The sequence below is a fragment of the Paenibacillus sp. M2 genome, from assembly GCF_046713495.1.
GTDB lineage: Bacteria > Bacillota > Bacilli > Paenibacillales > Paenibacillaceae > Paenibacillus > Paenibacillus amylolyticus_B.
This window is the reverse complement of sequence record NZ_CP169648.1, coordinates 6,145,357-6,169,395: the sequence shown is the minus strand read 5'-3', so window position 1 is coordinate 6,169,395 and position 24,039 is coordinate 6,145,357. Positions and strand designations below refer to the sequence as shown.

The 24,039-nt window shown below is 46.7% G+C and carries 17 protein-coding genes, 16 tRNA genes and 2 rRNA genes; 32 read left to right on the top strand and 3 right to left on the bottom strand.

All coding sequences use genetic code 11. From position 1 onward, the window contains the following. Positions 1–101: 101 nt before the first annotated feature. The gene (locus tag ACETMN_RS28295; protein WP_076319627.1) at positions 102–482 is read right to left on the bottom strand and encodes a DUF2614 family zinc ribbon-containing protein; all 381 of its coding nucleotides are present in this window, start codon (positions 480–482) and stop codon (positions 102–104) included. A 122-nt stretch (positions 483–604) separates the two neighbouring features. Between ACETMN_RS28295 and ACETMN_RS28290 the strand changes: the two genes are divergently transcribed. The 20 genes from ACETMN_RS28290 to ACETMN_RS28195 all read left to right on the top strand — a co-directional run bounded on the left by ACETMN_RS28290 (position 605) and on the right by ACETMN_RS28195 (position 9,791). Continuing rightward, the gene (locus tag ACETMN_RS28290; protein WP_036607052.1) at positions 605–1,483 is read left to right on the top strand and encodes a nucleotidyltransferase-like protein; all 879 of its coding nucleotides are present in this window, start codon (positions 605–607) and stop codon (positions 1,481–1,483) included. Positions 1,484–1,940: 457 nt separating this feature from the next. Continuing rightward, positions 1,941–3,493: ribosomal RNA gene (locus ACETMN_RS28285) — 16S ribosomal RNA — on the top strand. Between the two features lie 345 nt (positions 3,494–3,838). After that, a 23S ribosomal RNA gene (locus tag ACETMN_RS28280) occupies positions 3,839–6,766 on the top strand. Together the 16S and 23S rRNA genes with 15 tRNA genes alongside form the textbook arrangement of a ribosomal RNA operon. A 66-nt stretch (positions 6,767–6,832) precedes the next feature. After that, positions 6,833–6,908 (top strand) — tRNA-Asn (locus tag ACETMN_RS28275). 3 nt (positions 6,909–6,911) lie between these two features. Next, positions 6,912–7,003: transfer RNA gene (locus ACETMN_RS28270), tRNA-Ser, on the top strand. 9 nt (positions 7,004–7,012) lie between these two features. Further along, a tRNA-Glu gene (locus tag ACETMN_RS28265) sits at positions 7,013–7,084 on the top strand. 68 nt (positions 7,085–7,152) lie between these two features. Continuing rightward, positions 7,153–7,228, top strand: a tRNA-Val gene (locus ACETMN_RS28260). Positions 7,229–7,245: 17 nt separating this feature from the next. Beyond that, positions 7,246–7,319, top strand: a tRNA-Met gene (locus tag ACETMN_RS28255). A gap of 27 nt (positions 7,320–7,346) precedes the next feature. After that, positions 7,347–7,424 (top strand) — tRNA-Asp (locus tag ACETMN_RS28250). Positions 7,425–7,519: 95 nt separating this feature from the next. Continuing rightward, a tRNA-Phe gene (locus ACETMN_RS28245) sits at positions 7,520–7,595 on the top strand. A 20-nt stretch (positions 7,596–7,615) separates the two neighbouring features. After that, a tRNA-Thr gene (locus ACETMN_RS28240) sits at positions 7,616–7,691 on the top strand. 9 nt (positions 7,692–7,700) lie between these two features. Beyond that, positions 7,701–7,786: transfer RNA gene (locus ACETMN_RS28235), tRNA-Tyr, on the top strand. Positions 7,787–7,792: 6 nt separating this feature from the next. Beyond that, a tRNA-Trp gene (locus ACETMN_RS28230) sits at positions 7,793–7,866 on the top strand. A 28-nt stretch (positions 7,867–7,894) separates the two neighbouring features. Continuing rightward, positions 7,895–7,967: transfer RNA gene (locus ACETMN_RS28225), tRNA-His, on the top strand. Between the two features lie 22 nt (positions 7,968–7,989). Continuing rightward, positions 7,990–8,064 (top strand) — tRNA-Gln (locus ACETMN_RS28220). 4 nt (positions 8,065–8,068) lie between these two features. Beyond that, positions 8,069–8,143: transfer RNA gene (locus ACETMN_RS28215), tRNA-Gly, on the top strand. A 6-nt stretch (positions 8,144–8,149) separates the two neighbouring features. Next, a tRNA-Cys gene (locus tag ACETMN_RS28210) sits at positions 8,150–8,223 on the top strand. A 6-nt stretch (positions 8,224–8,229) separates the two neighbouring features. Beyond that, positions 8,230–8,308 (top strand) — tRNA-Leu (locus tag ACETMN_RS28205). Positions 8,309–8,490: 182 nt separating this feature from the next. Further along, positions 8,491–9,417: a class I SAM-dependent methyltransferase gene (locus ACETMN_RS28200; RefSeq protein ID WP_091020941.1), complete on the top strand. Its 927-nt coding sequence runs from the start codon at positions 8,491–8,493 to the stop codon at positions 9,415–9,417. 301 nt (positions 9,418–9,718) lie between these two features. Beyond that, a tRNA-Asn gene (locus ACETMN_RS28195) sits at positions 9,719–9,791 on the top strand. Between the two features lie 59 nt (positions 9,792–9,850). Here ACETMN_RS28195 and ACETMN_RS28190 read toward each other — a convergent pair. After that, entirely contained in the window at positions 9,851–12,214 is a 2,364-nt protein-coding gene (locus ACETMN_RS28190) for a helix-turn-helix domain-containing protein (protein ID WP_411735436.1), read from the bottom strand. 582 nt (positions 12,215–12,796) lie between these two features. Here ACETMN_RS28190 and ACETMN_RS28185 point away from each other — a divergent pair. The 12 genes from ACETMN_RS28185 to ACETMN_RS28130 all read left to right on the top strand — a co-directional run bounded on the left by ACETMN_RS28185 (position 12,797) and on the right by ACETMN_RS28130 (position 23,521). Beyond that, the gene (locus tag ACETMN_RS28185; protein WP_017692311.1) at positions 12,797–13,105 is read left to right on the top strand and encodes a LiaF transmembrane domain-containing protein; all 309 of its coding nucleotides are present in this window, start codon (positions 12,797–12,799) and stop codon (positions 13,103–13,105) included. A gap of 35 nt (positions 13,106–13,140) precedes the next feature. Next, positions 13,141–13,812 carry a PspA/IM30 family protein gene (locus ACETMN_RS28180; RefSeq protein WP_062838036.1) on the top strand — a complete coding sequence of 224 codons (672 nt, stop codon included), beginning with the start codon at positions 13,141–13,143 and terminating at the stop codon, positions 13,810–13,812. Positions 13,813–13,816: 4 nt separating this feature from the next. Next, a complete protein-coding gene (locus ACETMN_RS28175) occupies positions 13,817–14,050 on the top strand; it encodes a PspC domain-containing protein (RefSeq protein WP_091020938.1) in 234 nt (77 codons plus the stop codon). A gap of 17 nt (positions 14,051–14,067) precedes the next feature. Continuing rightward, positions 14,068–14,577: a PspC domain-containing protein gene (locus ACETMN_RS28170; RefSeq protein WP_091020937.1), complete on the top strand. Its 510-nt coding sequence runs from the start codon at positions 14,068–14,070 to the stop codon at positions 14,575–14,577. Between the two features lies 1 nt (position 14,578). Continuing rightward, the gene (locus ACETMN_RS28165) at positions 14,579–15,286 is read left to right on the top strand and encodes a PspA/IM30 family protein (RefSeq protein WP_017692315.1); all 708 of its coding nucleotides are present in this window, start codon (positions 14,579–14,581) and stop codon (positions 15,284–15,286) included. A gap of 150 nt (positions 15,287–15,436) precedes the next feature. Further along, on the top strand, positions 15,437–16,084 hold the full coding sequence (liaF, locus tag ACETMN_RS28160; protein WP_091020935.1) for a cell wall-active antibiotics response protein LiaF: 648 nt from the start codon (positions 15,437–15,439) through the stop codon (positions 16,082–16,084). 31 nt (positions 16,085–16,115) lie between these two features. After that, positions 16,116–17,231, top strand: a complete 1,116-nt coding sequence (locus tag ACETMN_RS28155; protein ID WP_091020934.1) for a sensor histidine kinase — start codon at positions 16,116–16,118, stop codon at positions 17,229–17,231. Beyond that, the gene (locus tag ACETMN_RS28150) at positions 17,173–17,841 is read left to right on the top strand and encodes a response regulator transcription factor (protein WP_091020933.1); all 669 of its coding nucleotides are present in this window, start codon (positions 17,173–17,175) and stop codon (positions 17,839–17,841) included. The genes ACETMN_RS28155 and ACETMN_RS28150 overlap by 59 nt, the downstream gene beginning before the upstream one ends. A 450-nt stretch (positions 17,842–18,291) precedes the next feature. Then, positions 18,292–19,041, top strand: coding sequence for a YwmB family TATA-box binding protein (locus ACETMN_RS28145; RefSeq protein ID WP_179198699.1), 750 nt, complete (start codon positions 18,292–18,294; stop codon positions 19,039–19,041). 214 nt (positions 19,042–19,255) lie between these two features. Next, a complete protein-coding gene (gene zwf / locus ACETMN_RS28140; RefSeq protein ID WP_091020931.1) occupies positions 19,256–20,806 on the top strand; it encodes a glucose-6-phosphate dehydrogenase in 1,551 nt (516 codons plus the stop codon). A 378-nt stretch (positions 20,807–21,184) separates the two neighbouring features. Continuing rightward, positions 21,185–21,583, top strand: a complete 399-nt coding sequence (locus tag ACETMN_RS28135; protein WP_024634146.1) for a DoxX family protein — start codon at positions 21,185–21,187, stop codon at positions 21,581–21,583. A 354-nt stretch (positions 21,584–21,937) separates the two neighbouring features. Continuing rightward, the gene (locus ACETMN_RS28130) at positions 21,938–23,521 is read left to right on the top strand and encodes a peptide chain release factor 3 (protein WP_411735435.1); all 1,584 of its coding nucleotides are present in this window, start codon (positions 21,938–21,940) and stop codon (positions 23,519–23,521) included. Between the two features lie 227 nt (positions 23,522–23,748). Here ACETMN_RS28130 and sspI read toward each other — a convergent pair whose 3' ends face one another. Further along, the gene (gene sspI, locus ACETMN_RS28125; protein WP_036673259.1) at positions 23,749–23,982 is read right to left on the bottom strand and encodes a small acid-soluble spore protein SspI; all 234 of its coding nucleotides are present in this window, start codon (positions 23,980–23,982) and stop codon (positions 23,749–23,751) included. Positions 23,983–24,039: the final 57 nt, after the last annotated feature.

Below are 24,039 nucleotides of genomic sequence, written 5' to 3'. Positions count from 1 at the left end.
TATAAGCCAAATCCAAAAAGGTCCGGTAAACATACCGGGCCTTTTTTGTTCTTCAATGAAATTAAGGTAAAAGACATTTAGCAGTTGGAGATCATATCGTGCTAACCATCGGTGGGGGGAACTGTTGTAGAAGGCGCTTTCAGTTGCTGACTGGTCATGTTGGCCTTATTAGGGTCCAGGGTGAGGATGGTATGACAGAACATACACCGATCCGTTTTGCCAAGCATTTTGGTTAACTTCCCGCATTCCGGACAGTCGACTTGTACTGCACTGGTGGAGAGCATACCCGCCCAGAAATAAATGGCTAGACTGGCCATCATGGCAATCAGTCCGATGACGAGCCCTACAGCTGCGAATACCTTGCCTGCATGTCCCCAGAAAACAATCCCGGCTGTTCCGAGTATCATTAGGCCCATACCTAGCATGGTCAGTAGTAATCCCCAAGTGCGAAAAGCATTAATTTTTGCTGATTTAAAAATCATGAAAAATGCTCCTATCGTATGAGTAGTATCGGACCTGGAAAAGAAGGAAACTTCAGTCTGGATGTAGAATTACATTATAACTGACTTGGCGCTTATCTGCCATGAAATGTATGGAGGGAATCGTGGAATTAAAGAACCTTGCTTTTTTGTCCGAACAGTCGGAAGAGACAGGGGCAGTTGGGGCTATCGCTTATTCCCACCCGGGAGAGCGATTCCACGGCTCCCTAATTCAAGATTTCGAATTATTAGTACTTGTTGTTCATAATGATGATCAATTGAAGTCGGCAGTGGGACATTACAGATATGGTGATCTTCGTTATCAGATGATCTATGCAAGCCGTCATGAATTAAAGAGTAGTGTAGTTACCGGAAATCATAATAATCTCACCCAGTGTCTAATTGAAGGTGAGATTATCTGGGAAGCGGACAGCGCATTAAGTGATTTGCGAGAAGAACTGTCTACCTTTGGGGCAGAATTGCGTGAGCAGAAGCTGCTTCATGAATTCACCAGTTTTTTGAGAATGTATGTGGAGGCCAAACGTCATATTCAGGAAGGCCATGTTGTAGACGCCTACTACAATGTATTAGAGGCTCTGGGGAACTGGGCAAGAATTGTATTGATTGAACAGGGGATATACCCGGATCATGCCGTCTGGACACATGTGCAGAATCTGGATCGCGCTTTATGGAAACTATATCAAGAGCTTACCGTAAGCTCGGAGACGCTGGAGCAGCGAGTAGAGCTTGTCCTGCTTGCCTGTGAGTTTTCCGTAATGTCCAAAATGAGTGAATGCTCAGAACTGCTGCTGCGTGTGTTAAGAAGTCGCAAGGAGCCGTGGAGCATGAATGAACTTGTTCATCATCCGCAGTTAAGATTTGTTCGAGAAGATCTGCCATTGGTTATACGTAAGCTGGTCTTTCGTTCTATTGTAAAAGAATCGGCAGGATGGCCATCGATCGGAGGAGAGGGCCGGGAGATTCGGTATTGGATAGAGGCATAACCTCCTCCCGAAGCCTGACGTTATATTGATCACATAAGGGAGGGGAAACCTTCCTTTTTTGTTTGTTTAATAATTTATAAAAAGATGTTGACTCTCATTCATGATATATGATACATTATATTTCGTTCCTCAAACGAGATTATCGTCAACAAACGATAAATTCTTCAGAGGAAAAGTGAAGAACTAAAGCTTCAAAAAAGAAATTAAAAAAAGTTCTTGACGAAAACAAACGAAATGTGTTACATTATTTAAGTCGCCGCCGAAACTTGGTTGAGACGAAAATGAAGTGAAACAAACCGTGTTTGATCTTTGAAAACTGAACAACGAGTGAGTAAACATTCTGCTTGCAGAATGAACGCGAAAGTTTGAAACGAGCCTTGGCTTGGATCGACTGGAGCACAAATGAGATTTTTAATCTCGTCAGATTCAAAATGAGCTTATCGCTCTTTTCAATACTTTATTGGAGAGTTTGATCCTGGCTCAGGACGAACGCTGGCGGCATGCCTAATACATGCAAGTCGAGCGGAGTTGATAGGAAGCTTGCTTCCTTGATACTTAGCGGCGGACGGGTGAGTAACACGTAGGCAACCTGCCCTCAAGTTTGGGACAACTACCGGAAACGGTAGCTAATACCGAATAATTGTTTTCTTCGCCTGAAGAGAACTGGAAAGACGGAGCAATCTGTCACTTGGGGATGGGCCTGCGGCGCATTAGCTAGTTGGTGAGGTAACGGCTCACCAAGGCGACGATGCGTAGCCGACCTGAGAGGGTGATCGGCCACACTGGGACTGAGACACGGCCCAGACTCCTACGGGAGGCAGCAGTAGGGAATCTTCCGCAATGGGCGAAAGCCTGACGGAGCAATGCCGCGTGAGTGATGAAGGTTTTCGGATCGTAAAGCTCTGTTGCCAGGGAAGAACGCTTGGGAGAGTAACTGCTCTCAAGGTGACGGTACCTGAGAAGAAAGCCCCGGCTAACTACGTGCCAGCAGCCGCGGTAATACGTAGGGGGCAAGCGTTGTCCGGAATTATTGGGCGTAAAGCGCGCGCAGGCGGTCATTTAAGTCTGGTGTTTAATCCCGGGGCTCAACCCCGGATCGCACTGGAAACTGGGTGACTTGAGTGCAGAAGAGGAGAGTGGAATTCCACGTGTAGCGGTGAAATGCGTAGATATGTGGAGGAACACCAGTGGCGAAGGCGACTCTCTGGGCTGTAACTGACGCTGAGGCGCGAAAGCGTGGGGAGCAAACAGGATTAGATACCCTGGTAGTCCACGCCGTAAACGATGAGTGCTAGGTGTTAGGGGTTTCGATACCCTTGGTGCCGAAGTTAACACATTAAGCACTCCGCCTGGGGAGTACGGTCGCAAGACTGAAACTCAAAGGAATTGACGGGGACCCGCACAAGCAGTGGAGTATGTGGTTTAATTCGAAGCAACGCGAAGAACCTTACCAGGTCTTGACATCCCTCTGACCGGTACAGAGATGTACCTTTCCTTCGGGACAGAGGAGACAGGTGGTGCATGGTTGTCGTCAGCTCGTGTCGTGAGATGTTGGGTTAAGTCCCGCAACGAGCGCAACCCTTATATTTAGTTGCCAGCACTTCGGGTGGGCACTCTAGATAGACTGCCGGTGACAAACCGGAGGAAGGTGGGGATGACGTCAAATCATCATGCCCCTTATGACCTGGGCTACACACGTACTACAATGGCCGGTACAACGGGCTGCGAAATCGCGAGATGGAGCCAATCCCAACAAAGCCGGTCTCAGTTCGGATTGCAGGCTGCAACTCGCCTGCATGAAGTCGGAATTGCTAGTAATCGCGGATCAGCATGCCGCGGTGAATACGTTCCCGGGTCTTGTACACACCGCCCGTCACACCACGAGAGTTTATAACACCCGAAGTCGGTGGGGTAACCGCAAGGAGCCAGCCGCCGAAGGTGGGATAGATGATTGGGGTGAAGTCGTAACAAGGTAGCCGTATCGGAAGGTGCGGCTGGATCACCTCCTTTCTATGGAGAATCGTTTCCTGCAACGGAAACATTCAAATATAAGTCTTCAGGAAGCATGCTTCCGAAGCGAGCTTTACTTCGTAAAGCTTTTAACTCACTCGTTGTTCGGTTTTGAGAGCTCAAACTCTCAAACAGCTTGCTTTTGCATGGAGCTTGTTCTTTGAAAACTAGATATCGAAACGAAACAAACGCGAATTAGAACATTCCTTTTTAGCTAAACTTGTGTTAAACAAGTTTAATAAATTGGTACTTAATTGCTTTTGCGATGGTATTGGATGGGAGTGACTTTTGGCTTTGGACGTAGTCCAAAACAAGGGAAGCGAGCAGCCAAAACCGGAGCAAACTGGTTAAGCTACTAAGAGCACACGGAGGATGCCTAGGCGCTAGGAGCCGATGAAGGACGTGGCGAACAACGAAACTGCCTCGGGGAGCTGTAAGCAAGCTTTGATCCGGGGGTGTCCGAATGGGGAAACCCAGCTGGGGTAATTTCCAGTTACTCACAACTGAATACATAGGTTGTGTAGAGGCATACCAGGGGAACTGAAACATCTAAGTACCCTGAGGAAGAGAAAACAATAGTGATTCCGTCAGTAGCGGCGAGCGAACGCGGAGAAGCCCAAACCAGAGAGCTTGCTCTTTGGGGTTGTGGGACGTCTCACATGGAGTTACAAAGGAACCGGTTAAGCGAAGAGGTCTGGAAAGGCCCGCCAAAGAAGGTAAAAGCCCTGTAGTTGAAAGTCTGTTCCCTCCGAGACGGATCCCGAGTAGTGCGGGGCACGTGAAACCCCGTATGAATCCGGCAGGACCATCTGCCAAGGCTAAATACTTCCTAGCGACCGATAGTGAAGCAGTACCGTGAGGGAAAGGTGAAAAGCACCCCGGAAGGGGAGTGAAATAGAACCTGAAACCGTGTGCTTACAAAAAGTCAGAGCCCGTTTTAGGGGTGATGGCGTGCCTTTTGTAGAATGAACCGGCGAGTTACGTTCCCGTGCAAGGTTAAGGTGAAGAGCCGGAGCCGCAGCGAAAGCGAGTCTGAATAGGGCGACATAGTACGTGGACGTAGACCCGAAACCGGGTGATCTACCCCTGTCCAGGGTGAAGGTGCGGTAACACGCACTGGAGGCCCGAACCCACGCATGTTGAAAAATGCGGGGATGAGGTGGGGGTAGCGGAGAAATTCCAATCGAACTCGGAGATAGCTGGTTCTCCCCGAAATAGCTTTAGGGCTAGCCTCGGAAAACAGAGTCGTGGAGGTAGAGCACTGATTGGGTGCGGGGCCCGCAAGGGTTACCAAGCTCAGTCAAACTCCGAATGCCATAGACTTACTTCCGGGAGTCAGACAGTGAGTGCTAAGATCCATTGTCAAAAGGGAAACAGCCCAGACCATCAGCTAAGGTCCCCAAGTGTGTGTTAAGTGGGAAAGGATGTGGAGTTGCACAGACAACCAGGATGTTGGCTTAGAAGCAGCCACCATTGAAAGAGTGCGTAATAGCTCACTGGTCGAGTGACTCTGCGCCGAAAATGTAACGGGGCTAAACACACCACCGAAGCTATGGCTTGATGCTTTGCATCAGGGGTAGGGGAGCGTTGTATAAGGGTTGAAGGTGTACCGTAAGGAGCGCTGGACATTATACAAGTGAGAATGCCGGTATGAGTAACGAAAAGATCAGTGAGAATCTGATCCGCCGAAAGCCTAAGGGTTCCTGAGGAAGGCTCGTCCGCTCAGGGTAAGTCGGGACCTAAGGCGAGGCCGAAAGGCGTAGTCGAAGGACAACAGGTCGAAATTCCTGTACCACCGTAAGCCGTTATGAGCAATGGGGGGACGCAGTAGGGTAGTGACGCGGACTGATGGATGTCCGTCTAAGCAGTAAGGCTGATGTGTAGGCAAATCCGCACATTGTAAGGCTGAGCTGTGATGGGGAGCGAAAATTATAGTAGCGAAGGTCATGATCTCACACTGCCAAGAAAAGCCTCTAGCCAGGTGAAGGTGCCCGTACCGCAAACCGACACAGGTAGGCGAGAAGAGTATTCTAAGGCGCGCGGAAGAACTCTCGTTAAGGAACTCGGCAAAATGACCCCGTAACTTCGGGAGAAGGGGTGCCCCGGTAGTGTGAATAGCACGAGGGGGCCGCAGTGAAAAGGCCCAAGCGACTGTTTAGCAAAAACACAGGTCTGTGCGAAGCCGTAAGGCGAAGTATACGGGCTGACGCCTGCCCGGTGCTGGAAGGTTAAGGGGAGTGGTTAGGGAGTAATCCCGAAGCTGTGAACCGAAGCCCCAGTAAACGGCGGCCGTAACTATAACGGTCCTAAGGTAGCGAAATTCCTTGTCAGGTAAATTCTGACCCGCACGAATGGCGTAACGACTTGGGCGCTGTCTCAACGAGAGATCCGGTGAAATTTTAATACCTGTGAAGATGCAGGTTACCCGCGACAAGACGGAAAGACCCCATGGAGCTTTACTGCAGCTTGATATTGAATTTGGGTACGATCTGTACAGGATAGGTGGGAGCCTTTGAAGCATGAGCGCCAGCTTGTGTGGAGGCAACGTTGGGATACCACCCTGATCGTATCTAGGTTCTAACCTGGTACCGTAATCCGGTGCGGGGACAGTGTCAGGTGGGCAGTTTGACTGGGGCGGTCGCCTCCTAAAGAGTAACGGAGGCGCCCAAAGGTTCCCTCAGAATGGTTGGAAATCATTCGAAGAGTGCAAAGGCATAAGGGAGCTTGACTGCGAGACCTACAAGTCGAGCAGGGACGAAAGTCGGGCTTAGTGATCCGGTGGTACCGCATGGAAGGGCCATCGCTCAACGGATAAAAGCTACCCTGGGGATAACAGGCTTATCTCCCCCAAGAGTCCACATCGACGGGGAGGTTTGGCACCTCGATGTCGGCTCATCGCATCCTGGGGCTGAAGTAGGTCCCAAGGGTTGGGCTGTTCGCCCATTAAAGCGGTACGCGAGCTGGGTTCAGAACGTCGTGAGACAGTTCGGTCCCTATCTGTCGTGGGCGTAGGAAATTTGAGAGGAGCTGTCCTTAGTACGAGAGGACCGGGATGGACGTACCGCTGGTGTACCAGTTGTTCCGCCAGGAGCACCGCTGGGTAGCTATGTACGGACGGGATAAACGCTGAAAGCATCTAAGCGTGAAGCCCCCCTCAAGATGAGATTTCCCAGTATGTAAGACCCCTTGAAGACGACGAGGTAGATAGGCTGGGGGTGGAAGTGCAGCAATGCATGGAGCTGACCAGTACTAATCGGTCGAGGGCTTATCCAATAGCAAGTGATAATTCGCGTGTTTCGTTTCGAATCTAGTTTTCAGAGAACGATCTCTGAAGCATATTCCCTGATAGCTCAGTTGGTAGAGCACTCGACTGTTAATCGAGTTGTCACAGGTTCGAGCCCTGTTCGGGGAGCCATATGGAGAGGTGTCCGAGCTGGCCGAAGGAGCACGATTGGAAATCGTGTAGGCGTCACAAGCGTCTCGAGGGTTCGAATCCCTCTCTCTCCGCCATAATATTAAGGCCCGTTGGTCAAGGGGTTAAGACACCTCCCTTTCACGGAGGTAACAGGGGTTCGAATCCCCTACGGGTCATAATAACTTCTCAAAAAAGAAGTTGATTTTTACAACAAAATTATGGTATGATCATAAATGTGTTGTTCGGAGGCTTAGCTCAGCTGGGAGAGCATCTGCCTTACAAGCAGAGGGTCGGGGGTTCGATCCCCTCAGCCTCCACCATATAAACTTTATAACGACGCGGGGTGGAGCAGCCCGGTAGCTCGTCGGGCTCATAACCCGAAGGCCGCAGGTTCAAATCCTGCCCCCGCAATTATACTTTCCTTTGAGAAAGTGATCTGGAACCGTGGTGTAGTTGGCCTAACATGCCTGCCTGTCACGCAGGAGATCGCGGGTTCGAATCCCGTCGGTTCCGCCATTTAATCTTTACATGAGGCAAACTGTTCACTACATCTGCTGTATGGCACTGATGCCCTATATAAAGTGTAAGGAATTAAGATTAGACTTTATTATGGCTCGGTAGCTCAGTCGGTAGAGCAGAGGACTGAAAATCCTCGTGTCGGCGGTTCGATTCCGTCCCGAGCCACCATTTTTAAAACAATTTAATATGCCGGTGTAGCTCAACTGGTAGAGCAACTGACTTGTAATCAGTAGGTTGGGGGTTCAAGTCCTCTCGCCGGCACCATGTAATCCTGGAGGATTAGCGAAGTGGCCAAACGCATCAGACTGTAAATCTGCTCCCGTACGGGTTCGGTGGTTCGAATCCATCATCCTCCACCAGTTTTTAGGGGCATAGTTTAAAGGTAGAACAACGGTCTCCAAAACCGTTGGTGTGGGTTCAATTCCTGCTGCCCCTGCCAATTAACTTTTAGAAAATAACCTTTTGTGGCGATCGTGGCGAAGTGGTTAACGCACCGGTTTGTGGATCCGGCATTCGGGGGTTCAATTCCCCTCGATCGCCCCTTTGTTTTTTCATTTTTTATTGGGGATTAGCCAAGCGGTAAGGCAACGGACTTTGACTCCGTCATGCATAGGTTCAAATCCTATATCCCCAGCCATTATGCGGACGTGGCTCAGCGGTAGAGCATCGCCTTGCCAAGGCGAGGGTCGCGGGTTCGATTCCCGTCGTCCGCTCCAAAATATGGCGCCATAGCCAAGTGGTAAGGCACAGCTCTGCAAAAGCTTTATCCCCAGTTCGAATCTGGGTGGCGCCTCCAGCATTTGCCGGCGTGGCGGAATGGCAGACGCGCTCGACTCAAAATCGAGTGGGAAACCGTGGAGGTTCGAGTCCTCTCGCCGGTATATTGAATAGCCCTACATGTTGCTTATGCAATGTGTAGGGCTATTTTATTTTATGTGAAACGATTTATGCGCAGTAAGAAAATGTAGAATAAGAAAAGATGGACGTTAATAAAGATTGACGCATGATTACATTAAGTATATTGTAGATAAGTAAAGTCTTTAATATAGAGGAGTGAAGTAGAGTGACTAATGGAAAAAATGAATCGGATACTGATCTGTTATTTGATCTTTCTGTATGGGAAGAGGCATGGAAGAACCGCCCGAGAATTTCAAAATATGAGAAGAAAAGCACTCCCTTTAATACAGAAGAAGCATTTGAGCGGTGGGCCAGGGATTATCATGCACAGTCGTTTACCGAAGAAGGAAAGCAGCGTTCTGAACGCATTATGGGCTGGATTGAAAACCAGGGTGTGGAATTCGCAGGGTTATCCATTTTGGACATTGGAGCGGCCTCAGGCATATTTACCATTCCTTTTGCGGAAAAGGGGGCAAGTGTGACCGCAGTTGAGCCTTCTGAGTTGCTTGTCTCCCTTATGAAAGAGACGATACCTCCTGCTCTGGAATCCAAAATAGAAATCGTAAAAGAACGATATGAGGAAATCTCTATTCAGGATAAAGGCTGGGAGAAGAAATATGACTTTGCATTTGCATCCATGTGTCCGGCAATGTCGGATTGGGAAACGATTGAGCAGGCGATCAATTGTGCCCGGAAGTATGTGTATATAAGTACTATGGCGGGACAGAAGGAACACACACTAATGGATGAACTTAAGGATGTACTGGGAGTAACTTCTTCATACAAGACCGGTGATATGGGGTATATCCAACAGTTGCTGTATTTGAAGGGGTATTCTTATACGATGATCATTACGAGAGAAGTTAACTCATTTGAAGTACCGGTGGAAGAGATTATCGAGAAGCTGCCAGAATGGCTTAATACGTATGAGTTACCATCGGATGAAGATTCCCTCAGATTGGCTGAGAAGTACATTAGCGATACGTACAAGGATAGTACGGTGACCTTCTCACGTGGAGCAAGGTTTGGTAAAATTCTAATTCAACTTGAACAGCCAAATATGAAAACAGTTCGTACTAAGGATAAGCGATAAATCGCATACGCTTGGCAAGTGTACTGATAATAAGGAATTGAGATGGACAATGTAGTCTAACGTCTAAGATGACACTAGGAAGCATCACAACACTGCGCAAAGAGATGAACGGTTGAAACATATGATGTTAAGATTGTAGAAGTAAAGTTGTAAGTGAAGGGAGCAGGTTATGTGCTCCCTCTTTTTGAAGCCACTAATTTGTCGATCGCTTTGAACCAGACCCTCGTTTATTTAGAGATGTTCGAGACAACGAAAAACAAAACACAGACCTTGTTTTCAGAGAATGATCTCTGAAGTACATTCCCGGATCTCTCAGTTGGTAGAGCACTCGACGGTTAATCGAGTTGTCACAGGTCCGAGCCCTGTTCGGGGAGCTATATGGAGCGGTGTCCAAGCTGGCCGAAGGAGTACGACTTACTATCGTGCTCCTTGTCTAATTTCTGTTCGACACTTCTGCTTTCTGCTTACGCTCCCGATACTGGCCGGGGGTGATTCCTTCCCATTTACGGAATGATCGGATAAAATTTTGCGGATTGTTGTACCGAAGTCGTGCTGCGATATCTTTAACGGTTAGCTCACTTTCGTCCAGCCATTTTTTAGCGATATTAAATCGGTACTTGGTCAGATATTCACTAAATGCACAACCTGTCTCTTTGCGGAAAACACTACTTAAGTAGTTGGCATTGTAGTGAAGCTTAACAGCACATTCCTCAAGCGTCAGATCCTTATCATAATCTTGATGAATCATGGCAATCATTTTCTCAGATATATGCTGATACTGGGCATATTGTCTCGCTTTAAAAACCTGAATGACGGGCAAGATGACTTGATGGTTAAACCACTCCTCAACTTCAGCAGCGTACTGCAAACCATGAAGTTCATGAAACATCGAGCCACGACCTTGGGAGAACTGTCCGAGTCGTATGCCGGATTCCTGAGTCATTTGCAAAATATGCGTGAGTAGCCTCGTAAGAGCCACCTCATACTCCTCGGGTGTAACCTCCATACCAAAGATCACTTCAAGCAGTTGTTTCAGAAGAGCAGAGGACTGAACTTCGTCCGCGCTTTGAATAGCTTGGATCAACGAATATTCCAATGATTCCGGGTAGGTCATGGACCAAGTGGGAGCATAATGATCTATGTTCTCATATTGAAAAATAATGCCTGTTCCCAGCTTCATCCGATGCCTCAATGCTTCCATGGCTTCTGTATAAGCTTGAGGGATGTGATATAAAGAGCTGTGCGGCTGGCTGAATCCTATACTGACTTGAAGAGCTAGAATCCTATCCATCTGTTGTTGTAACTGGTCTGTTAATACATATAGCTTCTGTGAAAAAATAAACTGATCCTGTTCAACGGTCCCAATCACCGTGACTACCGTATGATCCAGCACAATGGGAAGCAATTGTTGGTTATGCAGAACCGTTTCCTCCAATATATTTTGAATAGCGAATAATAAGAGGTCACGATCACTAGCTCTATATTTTGTATGATTAACAAGGTCGGCCTGTAGTGTAATAACAGCAATTTGTTGCCATTCCCGAACCTGATGTGTGTAGCCATATTCATGCAAGGTGTCATGAAGAGTATGAACAGGGATCTTACCCTGGAACAGATTCATCATAAAATGATTGCGAATCTGCAACAGATGCACATTAAGTGTGTTCTCTAATTGGGACCGAGAGGCAGATAATTGTGAGACCCCTGCCCTGATTTGTTCGAACTCATCAGAAAATGGTGGTGATTGCTGAGCTACCGTGTTTCCTTCTTTGGACAGGTGGTTGTCACCAAGTTGGGTTAAAAGTTTACGAATCGGGACATGCATTCGCTTGGAGCCTAGCCAGGCGAGTAATAATGAAAGTAAAAGTAAGAAGATACTGATATACAAGGTGTGTAATCCGATATCGATATATTCTTGTGTCAGAATATTGGTAGGTGAGATTAGAACATAAGTCCATCCTTTTAAGGTAGAAGGGCTATACGTCAGAGTATAATGTGTATCGTCGATCTTCACTTCTCGGTTTTCAAAACCTGTTGAAAATGTGATGGGTGATAGTTTGGTTATGTTGGCTTCTGTATCACGATCCTGTAATCCAATGGCAGACAGCGGTTGTCCAATGTATACAGGATCGGGATGGACCAAGATACGTTGTTCCCGATTCATAATGATCAGTCCTGAGGCAGCATTTCCTAAGGATGCTTCTCCTCGTGTATTTTGCAAAGAGCATGCAGGGATTCCCGCAATCAGAGCAGCATCAGAAGACGTATTCAGATTGGGAATAGACCTCGCTAGGGCAATATGATAAATACAGCCTGTACCGGGTGAACGCTCATCATTGCTGAACACCGATGAAGGGGAGAGCTGCCATCCAGAAATTAACGTATCCGATATCAATTCCTTCATGGGAAGAGCCAGCGGAAAATCGGTATTACGATATAATCCGGCATGATCAATAAGCCAATTCTGGGATTGATTCACCAGGGTAATATCCAGCAATGGCTCCCATGACCTCATATTCTGAAATTCGCTCTGTAGCTTGTCGGCAAGCAAAGGTCCTTTCCCTTCTAGTGAAGAAGAAGCAGACAGGGAACGAAGGGTTACTGGAGAGCGAACGGCCTGATCAAGCATATAACTGACTGTAGCGAGTTTGTGCTCTACGTTGGATTGCATTTGTTCCAGCAACTGTCTGTTGGCCTGTGTACGATGCAGCTCTGTTTGGTTTGATGAATAGATAAATGCGGCAATTCCCGTTAACAAAATGGGCAGGGTGCTTAACAGGATTCCGAAGATGATCATTTTATGGAGATAGCTGATTGGTCGCACAGTTTCAGTTCCACCCCTGACATTAGAAATAGTAACACTTTCTATTTTAGTAAACGCTTACATATAGAACAATCTAAATTTTGTTTATTTGGATAAATAAGTAATTTCACAGGGGGATATAGAAGTAGAGATAAGAGATTGCTGATAGATGACTTTGCAGAAAAGGCTAGAGAAACGGCTTGGACTGACTATCCAATACGGAATCATGAGGAACGAAATTGCAGTGTGAACGTAAATAGAGACATGGACATTATTCTCTCTACAGGTCGATATCGGCTAAAGGGTAGCCTGAATACGGGGAATAGAAGGTATCTGGAGTGTTATTCAGCTTAGGTGGAACGTTGGTCTTATACAGGGACAGTCAAAGGTCCAACTAGATCCCCGACCTGAGTCTAGGATGAAAAACCGTCCACGGTCTGTTTTGAAAAGTCGCAGAATCCCCTAGAATAAGGACATAAGGTTAAACAAGAAACACGGAAACAAAAAAACAAGAAACAAACGAACAAATGACTCAACATTAAAACAAACGAATGGAAAGGGCGGTGAACAACAATTATGAGATTGAATAAGGGAAATGGCTGGGCGATTGTATTGATTGCGCTGGGTGCACTACTCCTCTTCGGAAAGTTAACTCCACTTCTTGGACACTTAATGGGTTATCTGATTCCGGTCCTGATGATTGCACTGGGATACTACGGAGTCAAACGAGGGAATGTGATGCTTGGCTGGATTGTTCTCATCATCGGTATCATCTCACTGATGGGTAAACTGGCATGGTTGATCGGACCGATCATCGCGATCGGGTTAATCATCTTTGGTATCTCAATGCTAAGCAATAACCGCAGTCGTCGTGGTCGGTACTAAGCTTTCACGATTATGAAAAGGAGGGACAGAACATAATGAGTGTATTTCGTCGAATGCGGGATATTACCGTAGCCAATCTGAACGAACATTTGGAGCAAAGTCAGGACCCAGTCAAACTGATTGATCAGTTTCTGGTCTCGACCCGCCAAGACATCGGTGAAGCCGAGAAACTTCGTCATCAATATGCAAGTCATACCAGACAAATGAAACAACAAGCCGATCAGGCAGCAGGTATGGTGAACAAACGCGAAGAACAGGCTTCCATGGCTCTCAAAGCAGGAGAAGAACATCTCGCTAAGCTGGCCTTGCAGGAGAAAATCCTCCACGAGGAAAAAATGGAACAGTACAATGAATTGTATGCACAAAGTTATGCGGCATTACAGGAGCTGGATGAACAGATCGACCAGTTGAAAGTTGAATATCAGAATGTATACAGCAAACGCCAATATTACTACGCTCGTATGCAGACGATTCAGTTACAACAACGTATGAACCAGAGAGGGAATCACAACGGTCAGAATGTACCTCGTATGTTTAACCGACTGGATGACCAAGTCTCAGATCTCGAATATGAAGCACAAAGTCTCCGGGATATCCGGCGGATGGGTCAAGATGGTTCAGGAGTAACTGGAAGCATGTCATCCTCCACGCTGGATAAGGAACTGGAGCGCTTAAGACAGAAATTGAACAATGACAGAAAGGAGTAGTCACATGAATAAATTATACCGCTCGGCGCGTAATCGAATGCTAACAGGTTTGATCGGCGGCATTTCTGAAAATCTCGGATTGAGCACCACGCTGCTACGTATCATTTTCTTCATCAGTATTTTTGCTACGGGAGGTACTTCATTGTTGATCTACTTCATCGCTGCATTGGTGGTACCCAAGGAATCCAACCACGTTGATCCATATGCTTATGATCCCAACGTAAGAGGATACAAGTAAACGAAAGGAGCAAGAACATGAGCAAATTATACCGCTCAACGCGTGACCGGATGTTAACCGGCTTGTGCGGTGGAATTTCCGAAACCATCGGAATGGATTCCACCCTGCTGCGTATCATCTTTGTTATCAGTATCTTCGTAACTGGCGGCACGTCGTTGTTAATATACTTTATTGCAGCACTGGTGGTACCAAAAGAACCGTATCCGCCTTATGATCCATATGGCTACGGTCAGGGCCCAGGTCCTGGTCCTGGCAGAGGATACAACAACTATGATCATCAGCCACCGAGAGGTCCTTTTCAAAATAATCACAACCAGCAAGGTCCTGGTAACTTCGGTCCCGGCCCTGGATTCAACGGCAGACCTCAATCTGGTCCCCGTTCTTATGACAACAACGCCTACGGAGCAGGTGCACCACAAGAAAGTGAACTTGATTCCATGATGAAAGATATCGAGAAAAAAGCACTGAAAAAAGAAGTTGAAGAGCTTCGCCAAAAATTATCTCGTTACGAGAAGGGAGAAAAGTAAAATGGGAGTATTTAAACGGATTAAGGATATGACGAAAGCATCGGTAAATGATATGTTGGATAAGGTAGAAGACCCGATTGTAATGTTGAACCAGTACTTGCGTGATATGGAGGCTGAGATTCATGAGGCAGAGGTAACTGTTGCTAAACAAATGGCAAATGAGCGCCGCATGAAACAACGTTTGGATGAAGCGGAGCGTACTTCGGTACAACGTGAGTCCCAAGCAGAAGCTGCTCTGTCTAACGGTCAGGAAGAAGTGGCACGCAAATTGTTGGAAGAGAAAATCTACTTTGATCAAAAAATTACGGAGTACAGCGAACTGCATGCACAGTCCGAAGCACAAGCAAAAGATCTGTTGCAACAGTTGCATGACATGAAAGATGAGTTCTACAAAATGCGTAACAAACGTAATGAACTTGTATCCCGTGCACAAATGGCAAAAGCTAAAAAACAAATGTCTTCCATCAACAGCTTGCATTCGATCGAAAGTGGCGGCGCATCACTTGGATTCCACCGCATGGAGGAGAAAATCATGCAGCTGGAAGCTGAAGCTGACGTAGCTCGTGCACCTTATCGCAACACATCATCCACGTACACGAATCCTGTAGATGTGGAAAAACAATTCAAAGTGGATCAGCAATTACAAGCCCTCAAAAACAAAATGGGCAATGGTTCCAAGAATGAAGCGAACGGAACTTCAAAAGAATAACTGTTCGCTTAGTGGACAATATGATATTCTATAAATCGTGTATAATGTACGGTTGGTAGAACAAAAGTTAAGCCATACAGGACTTCAGTGCCTGATATGGCTTTTCCGTTGAATAAAGAGAGATTAACTTACAGAGGAGGTGCGGCGGGGATGAATCAAAAGAGTAAATGGCTTGCAGTTGTCATTATGATTATTGGCACAATGATGTTATTGAATGACAATATTAACTTCCTGACCGCTGCCGCACTGATTCTGTTAACGGTTGGAATGCTTCAAGTCCGCAATGGGGATACCCGCAAAGGTCATCGGTATCTTGGCATTGGTGCGGCACTGTTATTGCTGGATAATTTAATGATTGTATTTTTGATTGTACTTGCTTCTTTAGCTTACTTTTATTCGAAAAACAAAAAGATTCATCTGGACGAAGGCGTTATGAAGAAACAGAATTTCATGGCTCGTTACTACTGGGATCAATCATCCTGGACGTTACGCAGTATGAGTCTGTGGCATGCTATAGGTGAGGTTAACGCGGATCTATCTCTTTCGATTCCGGAGGAGAAACAAACAATTGTGCTGCTGCAAGGAGTTATGGGTAATGTTCGCCTTACACTACCAGAAGATTATGGTGTGGAGATTGAAGCATCGGTTCTTTTCGGCCGGATTAATCTTCTTGGAGAACAAGATAGCGGCATGATGAACAAATTAGTATGGAGAACGCCTGGATATGAATCCAGTGAACATAAAGCAAAATTTGTCATTTCTTATATTGTTGGCGACCTAAGTATCAGTAATCCGTAGTAAAATAGATGAAGAGAAGGAGGAGACCCCGATGAAGACAAAACGACATACCGACATGGTAACCCGAAGTATGGGTGAAGGGATCCTCCTGGTTTTCATTGTGCTCGCTGTTATTTTGTATGTATTGTATACATATGGTTATCTTGCTCCGTTTGCAGGCTGGCGGCATCTGATTCAATCCGGGCTGGCTCTATTGCTACTTCTGATTGGGATTGGTGCGGTCTTTGGGTTCTATCAGAGTTACCGCGTTAAACGCCGGCTCGAACTGCTGCGGGAAACACTTCTACTGTGGGAGAAGGGCTCTCTATCACGCACTGTACCTGATCTGGGCGATGATGATGTGGGTCGTCTAAGTGAGCAACTCGGACGAATCGGCAAAAAGTGGGAAGATCAGGTATCTTCGCTCCAGCGATTGTCTACTCATAATGCACAGCTTGCTGAACAATCCAGAATTACGGCTATTGTGGAAGAGCGGCAGCGTTTGGCACGGGAACTGCATGATGCGGTATCGCAGCAATTGTTCGCGATATCCATGACAGCAACGGCCGTTGGACGGAAGATGGAGAAGGATTTTGAACGTGCTCAGCGGCAGGTGGCTTTGATTGAGGAAATGGCTTCGGTAGCTCAGTCCGAGATGCGTGCGTTACTGTTACATCTGCGGCCAGTTTATCTGGAGGGTAAACATCTCGAACAAGGTCTACGTGATCTGGTGATGGAACTGAAAACAAAAGTACCTATGGACATTGTGCTCGAAATGGACGAAGACATTGAACTGATCAAAGGCATCGAGAATCATCTGTTTCGAATCGTTCAGGAGGCTATGTCCAATACGTTACGGCATGCAAAAGCGGAAAAAATGGAGATACGGATCCAGCGCCGTACTGATGCGATCCGGGTATTGATTCGTGATGATGGGCAAGGCTTCGATCTGGATGAGAATAAACAAGCTTCCTACGGTCTGGCTAACATGCGTGAACGTGTTACGGAGATTGGCGGGGCTATACAATTTGTAACAGCGCCTGGTAAGGGAACGCGGATTGAGATTACGATACCTTTGATGAACGATGAAAGTGAGGAAGAACATGTCAATGGAACCGGAAGTCGAAACGGAGACGGAAACGTCGATCAAAGTATTGCTCGTGGATGATCATGAGATGGTACGTATTGGTCTTGCAGCGGTACTGGATACCGAAGATGGAATTGAAGTTGTTGGTGAAGCAGGTAGTGGAGAGGAAGGCATTCGGCTTGCACAGGAGTATAAGCCTGATGTTGTTCTGATGGACCTGGTTATGGAAGGCATGGATGGCATTGAGGCTACTCGTCAGGTACTTAAAATGTATCCAGAGTGCAAAGTCATTGTATTGACCAGTTACCTGGATGATGAAAAAATGTACCCTGTCATTGAAGCAGGTGCATTCAGTTATCTGTTGAAAACATCAAGAGCCAATGAAGTGGCAGATGCGATTCGCGCAGCCGCTCGCGGGCAATCCGTTCTGGAGTCACAGGTCGCTTCGAAAATGATGAATCGATTCCGGCAGCCACAGGCAGCAGCTCCTCTGCATGATGAATTGACGGACCGTGAAATGGATGTGCTCCGGTTGCTGGCTAAAGGCAAATCGAATCAGGACATCGCTGATGATCTGATCATTGGTATCAAAACAGTCAAGTTCCATGTTACAAACCTACTGGCAAAATTAGGCGTAGACGACCGTACACAGGCTGCGATCTATGCTTATAAAAACGGACTTGCAGAGTAATAACAAGAATCATATGCGTTAACATCATTAAGCCAAATAACCGTGCATTAATGTGCGGAAGTTATAGATAAGAGATGATTTATATATAAGTGCGTGTTCAAAAAGGTCGGTTTTCAGTACCAAGAAGATGGGATAAAGCTAGAAATGGAGTAGCGGAGCGTAGATCGAGCTACGTGAGCAACCGCAATGTTTCCGAAGGAAACATTCTTCGTAAGCCCCTACTTATTTCGGCTGAATTCCATAATGATGTTGAGGATGCCGCTAGGCACCCTTCGTAATCAAAAGCGGACTTTTTGAACAACCTTTATAAGTATGAATGGAAAGCTCTGATCTGCCATGCAAGTGGCGGGTGGGGCTTTTTTTGCTGTGTTCAGAAGAAGTATGGCTAATGTGGGAATGGGGCATGCTGTTGATAGATTCATAGAATGCAAGAATGAACGGGGGATTCAAATGTTAAATCGTTGGATGACAGCAGGTATATTGGCAATGGCTATTATTATTCTTATTGGTGTGGCACAGGTATACGCAGAGAAGAACGAACCGAAAGCAGCCCAACTGGAACAGCTAATCTATACTGCTGACAGTGTAATTGATAATGTGGATCGTCTGGTGATTAAATGGCAAGGAGAAGGCAAGGGAGATGCACAAGCACAGGCCGTGTTACTAGCAAGTCACTTGGGACTTGAATCACCGATGCAGGTACGCCAGACGGGCCATGATGTGTATCGCAGTGAGGTGGTTGTAGGTACAGCTAATAGTAGCATAGGCATGTTGGTCAATGTCGTCGAGACTGGAGATAACGGCTACTACGCCATCGTACAAATTTCTGGGGATGCACACACGGATCGGAAGGCATTAATGACAGTACATGAACAGGTGGATCAACTGCTTGTAGACTCAGGGATGAAGGCAACCTGGAATATGTCCGTGCAAGGTACAGCAGTTACTGCTACTGCACATGATGCGAGTCAGCAACTGGAACTGATCGAAGAACAGCTGTCTACAAAGGTGGATATCACCTCTGTTGAACGTTATACGGATGTAGCCAGCGCAAGTGTCTCTTATGAGGCGGTTGAGCTGCCCCTGTCGATCAAGAGTGGCTCGCATATGTTGAATATGCAACTAGCAGTTCACCAGGTTGGTGACGAGGTCGACAATCGAATTACAGTGGGGTTTCCGGTGATTACGATTGAATATTAAGGATGAATTTTTCATGAATTAGGACCCAATATTGAGAATCTTTATCAGAAAAATGAGTTTGAAATAGTGCATCCATTCAGTTGATATGCTAAAATGGCATCACATCCAAGAAGGAACTTGCTGGTAATTGACAGTTGTATGTCGTGCATATATAACACCATTACATAGCTCGGGGAGAGCGTGAAGGTTATCTTCCCGGAAGAAAGAGGAGCCCATGGTTGAAAAACAATTGCAAGATGAAGTACAGACACCAGGCGCAGTATTTTTCATTTTTGGAGCAACGGGTGATTTGGCCCGCCGGAAGCTGTTTCCGGCTATCTACAGTCTTTACCGTGAAGGCAAGCTTGCCGAAGACTTTGCGGTTATTGGCGTAGCACGTCGTCCGAGGTCCCCAGAAGAATTCCGGGAAGACATCTATGAATCCATTAAAGAGTTCTGCCGTTATCCAGCGGGGGAACCTGATGAGTGGAACGCTTTTGTCGATCATTTTGAATACAAAGCACTGGATATCAATAATGTGGACGGATTCAAAGAGCTGCGTGCGCAGACGGAGCATCTGGAATCAAAGTTTAACACGCCGGGGAACCGGCTGTTCTATCTGGCACTGGCACCTGAGCTGTTTGGCAGTGTCTCGTACAGTTTGCGGGACGGCGGTATGCTGGAAAGTCAGGGTTGGAACCGTTTGGTGATCGAAAAACCATTTGGTTATGATCTGCAATCGGCCGAACATCTGAATGAGCAGATTCGTGAGGTATTCCGTGAAGAGGAAATCTATCGGATTGATCATTATCTGGGCAAGGAAATGGTGCAAAATATCGAAGTGATCCGCTTCGGAAATGCATTTTTTGAACCGCTCTGGAACAACAAACATATTGCCAACGTTCAGATTACGCTTGGTGAGACCGTCGGCGTAGAAGAACGTGGTGGTTATTATGATCACTCCGGTGCACTGCGTGACATGGGGCAGAATCATATGCTTCAGATGTTAACGATGATTGCGATGGAGCCGCCGAGTCGCCTATTCCCGGAAGACATTCGGGATGAGAAGGTGAAGGTATTGCGTTCATTGCGGGCCTTTACTTCGGATGAGGAAGTGAGCAACAATGTCGTGCGGGGACAGTATGCCGAAGGGGAGTACCGTGGCAAGCAGCTTCCGGGGTATCGCCAGGAAGACAAGGTTGATCCGCAGTCGAATACGGAGACTTATTTTGCAGCACGTGTATTCGTGGATAATTTCCGCTGGGCGGGTGTTCCATTCTACATTCGGACAGGCAAGCGTCTTCCGGTGAAAACGACCGAGATCGTAGTGGAGTTCAAGTCGATGCCAAACAACGTGTACCTTGGGAAAAAGTATAAATTGGAACCGAATCTGCTAGTCATTCGGGTAAATCCAATGGAAGGCATATATATCAAAATCAATGCCAAGAAACCAGGCTCGGATTCCGAGATTCAGCCACTCGCAATGGATTTCTGCCAGAGCTGCATGATAGGAATCAACTCGCCTGAAGCGTATGAACGTCTGCTGCACGATGCGGCAGAGGGGGATTCTACGTACTTTACCCGTTGGGATGAAGTGGCAACAGCCTGGTCTTTTGTGGATCGGATCGCAGCAGCCTGGGGACAGAATCAGGGAGAACTTCATACGTACCCTGCTGGAACATGGGGGCCAGAAGCGACAGATAAGCTGCTGGATCAGGACGGATTCCACTGGTGGCCGGTGAATGGTCAGGACGAGGACAGCGTGATCTGGCAAGTGAATGGTTAGGGTAGGGTAAGGGCATTAACAATGGTAATAACAACATACACAACATGACTGAGTCTGGGGAAATCGCAAATTTTGCGGTGTCTCCAGGCTTTTTTTCGCGGGGAAAGGGGAGGTATCCATCATAAGGAAATAAGTAATTTAAATTAAGTTGTTGACAAAAAGTAAGTATGTAACTTATACTCAACACATGAGTTAAAGAGTTACGCAAATGACAAACTTTATTCGGGCAAACGTTTCGGATAAGTTATCATTCATGAGATAAAATGTAAACCAGTTGAAGGGGTTTGCGTCACAGAGAATCATGAAGAAAAAATGTGCATAATATCTTTAATCTAAGAATACTATTTTGTATATATCGAATGGAGGAAAAAGAAAATGATGTTGGATGTAGGGTTGTTGTTGATTCGTTTGGTGATTGGATTGTCGTTCATGGCGCACGGGGCTCAAAAGCTGTTTGGTTGGTTCGGAGGGTACGGGATCAAGGGTACAGGCGGCTGGTTTGAATCGATGGGCATGAAGCCCGGTGCATTGGTGGCGTTACTGGCTGGACTCGCGGAATTCGGTGGCGGATTGCTGCTGGCGCTGGGTCTGCTCACACCGGTAGGTGGCATTCTGATTGCATTGACGATGGTCATTGCCATTGTGAAAGTCCATGGAGCGAACGGATACTGGTCCACACAGAACGGATTCGAATATAATCTTGCGATTCTGGTGATTGGTGTAGCGCTGGCCCTTACGGGTGGCGGACAATACGCGCTGGATGCATTGATTTTCTAAATCCGATAAATAAAAATGAATGAGGAGTGCCTGGATGCCATGGAAATGGCTGAAGGGTGCTTTTTTTTTGCAAGTGAAAAGAGAAGAATCTGCTGTAGTAATCGGTTATTTTCGGTACAGATTATGGTACAATAGGAGAGTTGGGTTAAGAAGCAGTTCACGGTATGCATGAAAGCACAGATTTGAGGAGGATGAACTCCATTGTAAATGTGTAAAATTAATCTAGTGTGTAAATACATCGTATGTAAAATGATCAGTGTACAATCAACCGGCCTCGCCGGATTGCATAAAGATTGAATGATGGACCGGCCATGCCGGATTAACGTGAATGAACGGACGAAAGGGATTAAACCTATGAGCAAAACTGCAAATGAAATTCTTCAACAGGAAGTGGACAAACGCCGGACGTTTGCCATTATCTCTCACCCGGATGCGGGTAAAACGACATTAACCGAGAAACTGTTGCTGTTCGGGGGCGCGATTCGCCTTGCGGGAACGGTAAAGGCTCGGAAAGCCAGCAAACACGCAACAAGTGACTGGATGGAAATTGAGAAACAACGGGGAATCTCGGTTACCTCTTCCGTAATGCAATTTGATTATCTGGATCATCGCGTCAACATTTTGGATACACCGGGTCACCAGGACTTCAGTGAAGATACGTATCGTACACTCACGGCTGCCGATAGCGCAGTAATGTTGATTGACGTGGCAAAAGGTGTCGAGGCACAAACGATCAAGTTGTTTCAGGTATGTGCGAAGCGTGGCATTCCAATTTTTACGTTTATCAACAAACTCGACCGTGAGGGTAAAAGCCCATTTGATCTGATGGAAGAACTTGAAAATGTACTGGGTATTCGTTCGGTTCCGATGAACTGGCCTATTGGTACAGGTCGCGAGCTGTGCGGTGTCTATGACCGGATGAAAAATCAGGTGGAGTTGTTCCAAGGGGACGATCACTCGACGATTAAAGTGCAAAAGGTAGATGGCTACAAAGATCCGATTATCCGTGAGATGGCAGGAGAATACCTGCATGATCAATTGTGTCAGGATCTGGAGTTGCTGGATATTGCGGGCGACCAATTCGATATGGAGAAAGTTCAACGCGGCGAATTGACCCCTATTTTCTTCGGTAGTGCGATCAACAATTTCGGCGTACAGACTTTCCTGGAGAACTTCCTGGAACTGGCACCAAAGCCTGAACCACGTCGCAGTACGGCAGGAGAGATTCAGCCAACGAATGAAAAATTCAGCGGTTATGTGTTCAAGATTCAAGCAAACATGAACCCGGCACACCGGGATCGTATTGCGTTCCTGCGTATTGTGTCAGGCAAGTTCCAACGTGGAATGAGTGTAAAGCATACTCGTGTGGGCAAAGAAATCAAGCTGTCACAGCCACAGCAATTCCTGGCACAAGACCGGGATATTGTCGAAGAGGCATATGCTGGCGATATTATCGGTTTGTTCGATCCGGGTATCTTCCGGATTGGCGATTCACTGAGCCAAGGCAGCGAGGTTGTCTTTGAGGAGTTGCCAACGTTCTCGCCAGAGATTTTCGCCAAAGTTACTGTGAAAAATGCATTGAAACATAAACAGTACCAAAAAGGAATTGATCAGTTGACGGAGGAAGGAACCATTCAGGTGTTCCAGACGGCAAGTTTCGACGAGACGATCCTCGGCGTAATTGGTCAACTTCAGTTCGAGGTATTTGAATACCGAATGAAAGGTGAGTATGGGGTAGACGTGCAATTGCAGCGCATGCCTTATCAGTTCGCTCGCTGGATTGTGGACGAGAATCTGGACCCAAGCAAATTCCGGATTAACTCTGCGCTTGTAAAAGATAAAAAAGGGAATTATGTAGTGCTCTTCGAAAATGAGTATGCCATGAGAACGGCTATGGATAAAAATCCTACAGCTCAATTCCTGGAGACTGCGCCTTAAGTGAAGGCGGAAGTCTTTCGTGGATATTGTTAAAAGGTTAGTTAAACGCGACAAGTTCATGTGATGAGATAGATCTTGTTATAAATAAGATCCCTCCGCCAATTGGCGGAGGGATCTATTGCTATACACCTTACTTGGAGGCGGGTATAACCAGCCGAATAAGGGAAAGCTTTCTTTTGCAGACAGAACAAACGGTTTGATGGTTACCTTACCCTTCAGTGCTTCGATTAACGAAGCGGTTGAACGGGAATGGTGTGCAGATGCTCCTGCGCGATTTGAATGAGTTCTTCCTGCTTGGCAGGTTCTGTGTTCTTCCAGATCATCTCGAAAATGGCGCCAAGTCCAGGTAATGCAGCTTCCGGTCCATCCACTGAACCTTCAATCATCTCCCGGAGCTGATCATCACTCTTGTCATGAACTTTATGAACAATCGCTTCACGCAGACTTAATGTAATGGGCATCGCAATTCCCTCCTCGTATATTCGGCTGCTCTAATACTGTTCCCTGGGAAGCGCGAG